This window comes from Algoriphagus sediminis, from assembly GCF_030403435.1.
Taxonomy (GTDB): domain Bacteria; phylum Bacteroidota; class Bacteroidia; order Cytophagales; family Cyclobacteriaceae; genus Algoriphagus; species Algoriphagus sediminis.
Map to the genome: position 1 here is coordinate 460,339 of NZ_JAUEPH010000004.1, position 11,630 is coordinate 471,968.

An 11,630-nucleotide genomic window follows, 5' to 3' on the forward strand; every position below is an offset into this window, starting at 1 on the left:
TTTAGGACTTAAGTGCATTTAAAAACCGTTGTTCCCATTTATCATAAGATTGCCAGGAACCAAAATCAAACTCTTGGGAAATAAACTCAGGACTATTCCTAAGATTTAGATATTCTTCAAAAGCATTGACCCAGTCCTCAACAATATTCGGTCTTTGAACATAAATCTTATGGGGTACCTCACTTAATACTTCTGTAATTCCACCTAAAGGTGACGTAATGGGGATATTTCCGCATTTTACAGCTTCCGCAAGAGATAGACCGAAACCCTCCTGCCAAACTGAGGTAAAAAAGTAAGCATCACCTAATTGCAAATATTTTGGGAGATCAGAATTACTCACCTGTCCAACCTGAACCCAATTCGAAGAATTTAGATCGCTTTGGGGCTTATGCCCAATAGAAAGCACCTTTAAGTTTGAATACTTTTCCAATAAGTTTGCTACCACCTTTTTGAAAAGATGTAGACCTTTTACAGGCCGTGCATTTGCGAGCCAAGTAATTACTATGTCATCATTGGTCCAACCAAATTCTTTTCTCCTTTCGTTCTTTTCTTCCTGTGAAATAGGCTTAAAGCCATCACCAACGACTCCATTTCCAATCACAAAAACCTCTGGCGTAAATTGATAATTAACTTCGAGCGTTTTCTGATATCCCAGCTCAGTTAGGAAAAAAACTTTGTCTACCAGGTCAAAGATATGTGGGGGGGCGCCAAGCTGGTGACCATGGTGGGAATAATATAACTCCGTCCCTTTAGGAAGCTCTTCCTTTCTCAGGGCAATTGCCTCCAATAGTGACCGATCATCCACGACTAATATTTTTAGTGGATTTTTTCCGGCTCCAAGTTTCAATAATTCCAGAAAATAATCTGTACCAACCTTTTCAGACCTATTTCCTGACAATTTTTGGATGGGGTTTAGGTCCCTTTTTTGACAAAAAATGAAGGTGGAATCTGGATTCTCTGTAGGAGAAAGGATGTGATCGAAGAAATTAGTCTGCTTTTGAAATTCTCCAATTCTATTCGTCCAGCTCCCAACTTTTGTAGCTGGAAGCGGTAAAGAAGAAATAAGAATGTTTAAGGGCACTTTGTTTTTTTAAAACTCCTGAAGCTCTACCATTCGCTTGAAGAGCTTATTTTGTTCTACTAAGTCCTCAAATGATCCAGCCCCCACAATATCTCCTTGATCCAGCACGAGTATTTGATCCGCTTTTTTTACCGTACTCAATCTATGTGCGACAATAATGATGGTGTATCTTCCCTTCAGATTATCAATATTTTGCTGGATAGATTTTTCTGTTTCGCTGTCTAGTGCTGATGTGGCCTCATCCAGAATCAGAACATCCACATTTTTATAGAGCTCTCTGGCAATAGAAATTCTTTGCTTCTGTCCCCCGCTGACAAGCATACCATTGTCACCGAGTTTAGTCTTTTCTTTGTCCGGAAGATTTTTTACAAAATCATGAATATTGGCCAGTCTGATGGCATTCTCAAAGTTTGCTATGTTTTCTGGTGTTCTTTCGTCCCAAAAAGTAACGTTGTTATAAATATCGTCATTAAAAATCACCGGTTCCTGTGTGATATAGCCAAATCTCTTTCGATAAGAGGATCGGTCCCAGTTTTCTCGGTTTTTATTATTGACCCAAATTTCACCTTCTGTAGGTTCCAAAAGTCCAATAATCAAGTTAACCATTGTAGTTTTTCCTGAACCTGATCCACCCACCAGTGCCAATGTTTTTAAAGGCTGAATGTCGAGATGAACTCGATTCAGCACGGGAATATTTTCCTTGTAAGCGAAATTCAAATTTTGAAGCTGAATTTTCTCGAGTTTATCCACTTCAGGCTTTGGACTTATTGGCTCATTCAGGCTTCTAAATTCCTCCATTAGCTCCATAGCTGCAACGATTCCCCCGTAGTGAGCTACAAATCCCTGCCAGCTCGTTTGTAGGCTTATCAAATAGTTTAATGCTCGGTAAAAGAAGAGCAAACTAGCAAGAATAGTAGTCATCTGACCTCCCAAGAAATTAACCTGAACCAGGATTACCGCAACGACAATAATTAGTACAATTGGTTCACGTGTAGAGCTAAGAAAAGCATTATATATCCCAATTTTCTTTTGCTGAAACTCTATCGAGTCAATGATAGCTTTCAGTTTTAACTTGTATTTGGCGAAATAGTCAGTGGCTTTGAGGTATTTAAAATTATGAACCGCCTGAATTAGATAGGACTGAAACTCATGGTTAAAGGCGGTCACGCCTACTGAAGCTTTTTCAGTGAATTTGAAAATCAGCCTGAATAAGAAATTTGATAAAAATCCTCCTATTCCTACCAAAATGGCAAACTGGAAATTGGATAGCAGGGCAAGAGTCAGATACACTCCCAGAAGAACCATAAACTGAATGGTACTGAAATAGGTAAGGAAGCTATAAGTAACTTTAAATACTTCCCCAGAAAGGGTGTTTTGAATCTTTCCGGCATCCAGATTCACAAAGTTTTTATAACTCATCCCCCCTAACCCATCAACCATTTCATAGCGAAGTTTCTTGACGAACTCCATCTGAAGCTTTGTCTTCCAAATTCCATCATAAAACTTTATGACAGACTTGATCAGGAACAAAGCGACCATAACGACCAGGATCACATTCAGGCTTAGGCCAAATCCAAGCTTTTCTATCCAATCAAGAAGAAAATCTAAATTCCCCAAGGCTTCCCTGCTTTCCGGATTAAAACCCTCTGCAGCCATGGTAAATACTGGAATGAATAGAGCCAGACCAAAGCCATCGAGCAAACCTACTACTAAACTGGAAATGATCAGGATGAATACCTTGTAGCCTAGGTACTCGTAGAAAAATGCGAAATACTTAAAGTATTTACTTATGAAGTTTTTCAACTTATTTGATTAAAAACTGAATCGTTTTCTTTTCTTTTTGTCCTCTTCGTAGTAGCCATAGCCATAGCCATAAGAATAGCCATAGCCTCCGTAGGCGAGCTTAGAAGCGTCAAGCCCATTAAAAATACCATAGATATTCTTAATGCCTTTTTGATCTTTCAAGCCATTAACTGCGTCGATGAAGGCTTTATCACTATATCCTTGTCGAAAGACAAAGAGAGTGAAATCTACTTGAGCAATAAGATCAAGGGTCTCTGAGACCAGCCCCACAGGGGGTGTATCTAGTATAACCACATCATACGCCGATCTCAATTCTTTAATTAATTTCTCAAAATCAACTGAGAAAAGAAGTTCTGAAGGGTTGGGTGGAATCGGCCCCGAAAGAACCAAGTCCAGATTCTCATATTCACTGTGCTTGACAATCTTCCTCCAATCATCTTCCTGACCGCTCAGGTAGGAGGACAGGCCCACATCATTCTTAAGCTTAAAATCATCGAAGATTTTTGGCTTCCTCATATCACAACCGATAAGTACCGTTTTCTTACCCGTCAATGAATAAACTGAGGCTAGATTCATAGCACAGAAGGTTTTACCCTCACCAGAAATCGTAGATGTGATCATAAAGGTGAGTTGCTTATCCTTTGGTACTAAAAATCTAATATTTGACCTTAGTGAGCGAAACCCTTCACTAATTCCCGATTTCCCAGAATTGAAAACCACTAGATTCTCTTTTGAGTCATTGTATAGAATATTGGACAGTACTGGGAATTTCAATCTGCGCTCCAAAAACTTTGGTTCATCAATTTTGGTCTTGATAAACTCTCTGATAAATACAAAAAGAATAGGAATCAAAATACCAGCGAATGCCGCAGCAGAGTAGTTTCTAGTAGGATTCGGACTTACCTGAAGGGAACCACCTTTTGCGTATTCTATTATCTTATTGCTTGGTGTATTAGAGGCTTTTGAAATAGCCGACTCGGCTCTCTTTTCAGAGAGAAAATTGTAAATATTCTCAGTTAAAGTCTGTTGTCTTTGAATTCTTATAAGATTTTGTTCCGCTGCAGGAAGGTCCCTAAAAGATGATTCAATCTGTGCTTTCCTATTCTCCAGATCATTGATAACCATTTGGTTGTTTATTTCAACCCTATCCAATATTTCACTTATTTGGGAATTCAGGTCATCCAAGTTTTTGTTGACTTCTCGAACTAGCGGTGAGCTCTCAGTCTGACTAGACATCAATCTAGATCTTTCAACCTGTTTCGAAAGTAAATTCTCAATCAAGCCATTTAGGTAAGGGTCATCAATTCCCAGTCCTGAAGGCACTACAATCTGGTTATAATCCTCTCTTACCAAGTACTCCTTCAAGCTTTGGTAATACCGAGTTTTCAACCTTTCCTGGGCTAGATTATTTTCAATATCCGTCAATTGATTGAAAACAGTGGAACTTTCGTTACTAAGATTAAATGTCTTATTGGAAGATCTAAAATTTCTTAGCTCATTTTCAAATACCTGAAGTGAATCCGCGACCCCTGCAACTTGGCTATCGATAAAATTGATAGTTCGATTGGCCATTTCATTTTTTTCTTCTAGCTCCAGTTGAAGATAGGTTTCCATTAGGGTATTTAGGTAATCTTCAGCCTTGGCTCTATTTGCTCTCAATAGAGCAAGGTCTAAAATGGATGAGTTTTTCTCTGATAAACTCACAATTAAACCAAGTGAGTAATTATTCACGAGGTACTCTTTATTTCTAAGAATTACCTGGCAAGACCCTTCACTGGTACCAGATGTGTTAGAAATTCTCAACTTATATTGAGGCGTCTCCACCCATTCTCCGAATTTATAAGTGGCAGTGGGCAAATCAGATATCCCCTCTGAACTTCCATCAGGAAAATATTGGGTATAACCTGGTGAATCAAAAGATATGGTATAGTCGGTCTGGCTTACCCAATCCACCTTTATGGGAGCATTCAAAAGTTGGGGGAACTGCCAATCTACTTCGACCACAATTGGAGTATTTCGATACAATTCCTTAAGGATGAAGGTGCCTTCTTCGTAATATTCAACCTGGAAATTTAATTTATCCAGAGTGGCCTCTGCAATTGGTCTTGATCGGAGAATTATGGTTTCATTGGTTAAGCCAATTCCCTGATCCTGATTAAATCCAGGTGTCTCTAAAAAGGAAAATGAATTATCAGCGTCTTTAATAAAAAATTTACTTGATATCCTATAAATAGGCGTAGCCTTTTGAGTCATGTAGTAAGCTACCCCTAAACATGTGGCGAGACTTAGAAGAATCCACGGCCAAACCCTGAGGATTTTCGGAAGCAAGGCCTTAAAGTCAAACCCACTTTCCACTTCTTCCTGAAAATGGTCTACTTCTTCGTAATCATTCTTCATGGGACTTAAATTAATTATTTATCAGTGTCAACACCAAAGCAATGGCGGTGATTGTGGTGGTCAAAAGAGTTAAGGTTTCTACAACATTTGTACCAGCACCTAATTCTCGAACACGCATTGGTTCAGCATAAATCATATCGTTAGGCCGTAAGAAATAAAATTCTGAACCGAGCAATTCCCTATCTAAAAGGTTGATTTTATGAATTTGAGAACCATCAGGATATTGACGTACAAGTAAAATTTCATTTCTATTGGCCACCGTGGTTAAATCCCCAGCAAAGGCAATTGCTTCAAAGATAGTGACACGATTTTGAAGTATGGTGAACTTTCCACTTCGACGAAACTCTCCCAAAGCACTGAATCTAACCCCTCCTAGCCTTACTCTTACAAAATATTCACCTTCATTCACTAATTGTGAAACGAGCCCCTCGACCAAGATTTTTGCTTCTTCCGTAGACAGACCTAATAGCTTTACTTCACCCAGGAGAGGTATCTCCACTAATCCTCTGTCATCAATGGTATAGCCATTCATAAAGAAAGCATCTCCTGCCCCCTGACCACCTCCCATCATACCCATGTTATTATTAGGATCAGCAGTTATAGCTCCGAAAATCTCATTTAAGCGAGGGTCAGTAGTTTTAATATTGATTTCTACTATATCATTCACCTGAAGAAGATAATCTTCTACTTCATAAGGATAGCGCTGACTTGATTCTACTAGAACTCCTGCTTCATCCTCTTCTAGCTGCTGCATGTAAATCAACTTCTTATTTGAAACACATGAGAAAAAAACCAGAACTAATAGTAGCAAAGCTCCAGATGAAAGTACTCTATTCTTCATAAGATTGGTGTTATAAAAATTTATTTGCTAAAGTATTGAATAAATCCAAAAGGAAGTTCACTACAATCTAGCGTCAACGTTTTCTTTTGGCAAGAAAGCCTTCACATCGTAAACCACTCGCTCAGGACTTTTTCTAAGGTCAATCGACTTAAACTCTTCATGGGCCACCGCAAGAATCACACCTGAGTAATCCTCCAGATTTGGCATATCCTTACCTGTTCGGATATCAATTTTGTACTCATGCTTTACCTCCTCAACATCAGCCCATGGATCATAAACCTCCACATCCACGTCAAAGCTTTTCAATTCTCTGTAAATATCAATGACTCGGGTATTCCTTACATCCGGACAGTTTTCTTTAAAGGTGAAACCGAGAATTAAAACTTTTGCATCGATCACCTTTAGGTCCTTACGCATCATATGTTTGATTACCTCGGTGGAAACATGCTTACCCATGCTGTCATTTAGCCGCCTTCCGGCCAAAATAATTTCAGGATGATAACCCACCTCCTGTGCTTTCTGAGCAAGGTAGAAAGGATCCACTCCAATACAATGTCCTCCAACAAGACCGGGTTTAAATTTCAAGAAATTCCATTTAGTTCCTGCAGCTTCTAATACTTCATGTGTATCGATTCCAAGCAAATTAAAAATCTTAGACAACTCATTTACAAAGGCAATATTTATATCCCGCTGTGAGTTTTCGATTACCTTGGCAGCTTCGGCAACTTTAATGGATGATGCCTTGTGCGTTCCAGCGACAATGATGGTGCGATACAATGCGTCTACAAAATCTGCAGTTTCGGGTGTACTTCCTGAGGTAACCTTAAGAATTTTGGCTACCGTATGCTCCTTGTCGCCTGGATTAATTCGCTCTGGTGAATATCCTGCAAAGAAATCTGAATTATAGGTTAAACCAGATTTTTCCTCCAAGACCGGAACACATTCCTCTTCAGTTACTCCAGGATAAACAGTGGATTCGTAAATGACCACATCACCTTTCTTTAAGTATTTGGCAATACTCTCTGAAGCTTTTAGCATCGGAGTCAGCACAGGTCTATTATGTCTGTCCGTTGGAGTAGGGACAGTCACAATGTAGACATTGCAATCGGAAATATCTTCCGGATTGGCCGTACAGAATAGGCCTTTGTCACCATCCTTAAAGTTTGATTTCACCAGTACCTTTTGAAGGTTTTCATCCTCCACTTCCAGAGTTAAATCCTTTCCTCCTCTTAACTCATCAACTCGTTCCTGATCGATATCCAGACCTACAACAGGGAATTTTTTTGCAAACTCAACTGCCAGCGGCAAACCCACATAACCAAGACCTATGATTGCAATCTTTGAATTATTTATATCCATTCGTAACAAAAATTTGAGGATTCCTTTTGTGTCTTTTCAAATAGTTTAAAACAGCTGGCAAAACTATAAGATTATGCTGGAATTCTTATTCCGGAATAATTTATTTAGCACTGAGTGAATAGATTAAACTCACTTTACCAAAGAAGGAGAGTAAGTTTTGACCACTGGGAAAATCTCCAGTACTCAGGCCTTCGGAGTTATACTGATAGTTTTCTGAGTAAATTAACTGGGCCCTCGAACTCATCAGGAGATTATTCCATCGCTTATCAAATAAAAGCCCAAGACTCAAGTCAACCCATGGCCTTTTTTCATCATTCTGTCCATAGGCTCTATAAAAAAAGTCCTGATGGTTTTCTAGTCGTTCCAACCTCAGCCCTATTTTATCGAATCTTTCTACCATTGATACCTCTAGGGTTTGGACATTTGACCCAACTCCGGTCCCTACTCCAAGTGTTTGCCCATAATTAACAAACCCTCTCGCCAAACTATGGGTGTGCCAGGTCTGGTTCCCTCCTAATCCTCTATACCTTATATATCGATTTACTGACTCCTGCTGGTGAGTAATCTCTCCACGGATCTGGATAAACCTATTTGGTTTTTGAACCGGAAATAGTTTTTGGAAACCAAATTGATATGCCCTGGCATGTTCTGGGTTTAAGATAAATTCTCTCCAGTTAAATGCGTGATCTCGTCGACCAAAGTCAGCATAGATTTCGAATAGTGCCTTTGGTACCAAGTATCTGAAGTTCACAGATACTTGTTGATCCTGTCCTTGAGAATCAAAAATTACGGTATTCCCATTCTCAAAGAATCTTTCCTTCTGGAAGAACTCGAAAATGGGAAACCAATCCCTGAACTGATTACCCTTGGATTCATTATACTGCTGAAAGGTTCGATTAAAGCCCATAAAAAGATTAGGCAGAAATGAGGGGTTATACGTAATCGTAATCGCATTCAAGTATCTCCAGTCATCATCAAACTCCTGAAAGAATTGTTCATTCAAACTCGCATCTTGTGATGGGTCCAAAAAACTATTTTCCAACCTTCCCATGATGATTTGACCCTCAAAATTTCCGATAAAGGTCTTCAAAGGTCGATTGGTTTGTAAGCTTAAATGAGGAAAGCCCTGTGCATTATCACTAAAGATTAATGAATTAAACTGACCAGGTCCCCACCAAATATTCTCGGTTGAAGCTGCCAGGGCAAATCCACCCACATTGACTTGAATTCTTGATTGACCCCACCAGAATTTTGACTCATTTGGTGTAAATCTTTCAGGATTATCTCCATCATTCCAGAAAAAAAACCTGTCTCTATTGATCTTACGACGTGAATTCCTTTCAAACCCCTGAAAACCTCTGTTTTCTGAAAAAGTAAATTCAGGTTGAAGTTGTATTTCCAAAAAGCCAGCCTTCGCATATAAACCAGCGCTCAAATAGGTTTGAAAACCCACTCCGGGTGTCAGCCCCTTATTTCCCCAGCCGTATGGCCTTTTCGAATTGTACTCAGTGGTGCTGACTATGGGTAAGATACTCCAGTCAAAAGTATTTGTAGATCTAGAGTCCTTCCCCGTAATTATACCTCTCACATTTGACCAGGCTTTCGAAGAATCCTTCAAGGTGTTGAAATTCATAGGTCGGAAATGAAAAGAGTTTTCCTTTCCAAAGTCTCCTTTTAGTTGTTCTCGTCTTAGATACTCTTCCAGGATTGGAAGACCAGCGTTTAGGTTTTGAGCTTGACCCTGGAAGTAAAAACCAAAAGCCAAATAGAAAAAAGAAAAAAAGCGAATAGATTTCATTTATAGCCTGCCTGGCTGTTTGCCCAGAAATACTCTCAAGGATTCAGTAGCCTCAACCCAACGAATGCGGGCAATAATCATCAGAAAACTTACTTTTTCACTAAGCGGGTTTTTGAGACTTTTAACGGCAGCCAAGTCCTTATTTCGGAGTCGATATTTGCCCAGGATTTTGATAAAGACTAAAAGCTTATTGCTATCCTTTGGGATTTTTCCTCCAAATCGTTTGGCTTTGGTTTTCAATTGATTCCATGTTTCCCGGGCTGGATGAAAAACCTTCATTCCTTCAAAATAGGTAATGGTGAACCCTTTTTGGAGTGCGCGATTGCAAAACTCCGAATCTCCTCCAGTCAATAAACCCTGACGAAACCCACCTATCGACTTTATGACCTTCGAATTAACCAAAAGATTCGCGGTCACTCCATAACCTTCTTTCCGCACGTATTCTTCATTTGGAAAGGCAAAAGCCTTTTCAAACTTTCCATATTTGCTACGTGAGTAGGAGAACACTTCTACTTTCCCGGCTATAATTTCTTCTTCCCTTTCCTGAATCGCTCGATTAGCTTCTTTTAGCCAGTTTTTATCAGGAATACAGTCCGAATCTGTAAACAGTAAATACTCCCCCTTTGCATCGATAATAGCCTTGTTTCGAGCTGCATACGATCCAGCCATAGCTTCTGATACTACCTTAAGGTCAAAGGAGTAATTATGCTCTCTCAGAATTTTATCCGCAGGATCATTATTTGAGACAATGACTTCAAAATTGAAGTCTTGCTCTGATTGTTGATTTATAGAACCTAGGCATTTCTCCAGTCTGGAGGAATCACGAAAAGTTGGAATTATTACTGAAATTAAAACCAAATCAGTCTTCTACTTTTTCTTTTTAAAGTAGGTCTTCAATACCCCAAAAAAGGAATAGTGGAGAAAGTAATAGCTAGCCTGAAAAAAATTCAAGTGTTCGAACTCTCTGTACACCCTCCATTGATATGAGGCAGCCTTAAATTTATTACCGGAGATTGAATCATTTCTCAATCTATATCTGGCCAGAGGCTCTTGGATTCCATAAGCATATGGGATTTCCTTCAGTATTTTCAGCCACAGAGCGAAGTCCTGTCTTCTGGAAATAATTGGCATGAGCATTTTTCCAAGCTTATCTGTGTCATACATCACAGTCAAACAGCCAATCGAACAGGTCTTTAATATTTCATTATGAGTCACTTTCTGTGGCACCTTCATTATACCTTTTTCGGAATCTTCTCGGAAAATGTAGTAGCTGGAGTATGTAAAAGCATAATCGTTTTCCTGCATAAATGCCAGCTGCTTTTCCAGTTTATTGGGTAACCAGAGATCGTCGCTATCCAAAAATGCAATGTATCGACCTTTGGCAGCCCTTATCCCTCGATTTCTGGTAATTGCGGCGCCTTCATTATAGTCATTTTCAAGAACCCTGATTCTAGGGTCCCTTTGCTCATATTTTTTAAGGATTTCCACTCCATTATCCGTGGAGTAATCATCGATCAGAATCAACTCCCAATCCTCAAATGTTTGATTCAAAATAGAGTCGATGGTCTCCTCCACATGAGAAACTGCATTATGAACAGGTGTAATAATGGAAACCAACATAAAACCTAAACGGCCTGAAACCCTTTTCTTATAGCTTTGATTGAAGCCGCCAAAGTTAATTGATTTTGGCTTTTCAGGACTTGTTTCATGAGGAAAAGAAATCCCAAAATCATAAAACCAGAATTATGAAACATCCTTTTAATAAGTGCACCTTTACTATAGAAAAAATTCTCATCCAAAACCTTCCCTGAGCTTTCCAATGGATGAATCACAATATTCTCAGGAACAAAAAAGAGGTTCAGACCTTTGTCCAAGGCATCATTCAAAATGATTGTTTCTTCCCCACTCTTGAATTTAGCTCCGAGGCCAAAATTTTCATCAAATCTTATTCCATGCTTTTTAAGTGAGTCGAGCCTAAATACCATCTCCACCGAAGAAACATTGAAAATACTTTTTCTGGAATGCTTAAATGCTTTTGAGGGATAGGGCTTATAAGGTGCTCCTTCAGGCGTTATTATCTTGAAGGTGATTCCATCTGCCTCTGGAAAATCATTAAATGCCTTTTTGATTTTCGCCCAAAATCCTTCACAATACTCTAAATCGTCATCGGCAATCATTACAATCTCAGCTTCGGCCAAGTCAAGAGCTCGGTTTCGACTTTTGGAAAGACCTTTTTCATCAAAAGACAAGAACCTAAAATCCGGCTCATCTCTCTTGGTCCCGAATGGGTTTTGTGAAATCACTAATCTATCAAAATTCAAAGAAGCGAATTTCGAAGGGTCGGGATTTGT

General features: G+C 39.2%; 9 protein-coding genes. All 9 read right to left on the reverse strand.

What is annotated here, in order from left to right:
* Position 1: 1 nt before the first annotated feature.
* Positions 2 to 1,081, reverse strand: coding sequence for a glycosyltransferase family 4 protein (locus QVH07_RS11345; protein WP_290000461.1), 1,080 nt, complete (start codon positions 1,079 to 1,081; stop codon positions 2 to 4).
* 9 nt (positions 1,082 to 1,090) lie between these two features.
* Positions 1,091 to 2,884: an ABC transporter ATP-binding protein gene (locus QVH07_RS11350; protein WP_290000462.1), complete on the reverse strand. Its 1,794-nt coding sequence runs from the start codon at positions 2,882 to 2,884 to the stop codon at positions 1,091 to 1,093.
* 9 nt (positions 2,885 to 2,893) lie between these two features.
* A complete protein-coding gene (locus QVH07_RS11355; protein ID WP_290000463.1) occupies positions 2,894 to 5,281 on the reverse strand; it encodes a GumC family protein in 2,388 nt (795 codons plus the stop codon).
* Positions 5,282 to 5,291: 10 nt separating this feature from the next.
* Complete coding sequence (locus QVH07_RS11360; protein ID WP_290000464.1) at positions 5,292 to 6,122, reverse strand: polysaccharide biosynthesis/export family protein; 831 nt, start codon at positions 6,120 to 6,122, stop codon at positions 5,292 to 5,294.
* A 60-nt stretch (positions 6,123 to 6,182) separates the two neighbouring features.
* The gene (locus tag QVH07_RS11365) at positions 6,183 to 7,481 is read right to left on the reverse strand and encodes a nucleotide sugar dehydrogenase (RefSeq protein ID WP_290000465.1); all 1,299 of its coding nucleotides are present in this window, start codon (positions 7,479 to 7,481) and stop codon (positions 6,183 to 6,185) included.
* Between the two features lie 100 nt (positions 7,482 to 7,581).
* Positions 7,582 to 9,279 carry a capsule assembly Wzi family protein gene (locus QVH07_RS11370; protein ID WP_290000466.1) on the reverse strand — a complete coding sequence of 566 codons (1,698 nt, stop codon included), beginning with the start codon at positions 9,277 to 9,279 and terminating at the stop codon, positions 7,582 to 7,584.
* Complete coding sequence (locus tag QVH07_RS11375) at positions 9,280 to 10,137, reverse strand: glycosyltransferase family 2 protein (RefSeq protein ID WP_290000467.1); 858 nt, start codon at positions 10,135 to 10,137, stop codon at positions 9,280 to 9,282.
* A gap of 9 nt (positions 10,138 to 10,146) precedes the next feature.
* Entirely contained in the window at positions 10,147 to 10,899 is a 753-nt protein-coding gene (locus tag QVH07_RS11380; protein ID WP_290000468.1) for a glycosyltransferase family 2 protein, read from the reverse strand.
* Between the two features lie 5 nt (positions 10,900 to 10,904).
* Positions 10,905 to 11,600, reverse strand: a complete 696-nt coding sequence (locus QVH07_RS11385) for a glycosyltransferase family 2 protein (RefSeq protein WP_290000469.1) — start codon at positions 11,598 to 11,600, stop codon at positions 10,905 to 10,907.
* Positions 11,601 to 11,630 lie beyond the last annotated feature (30 nt).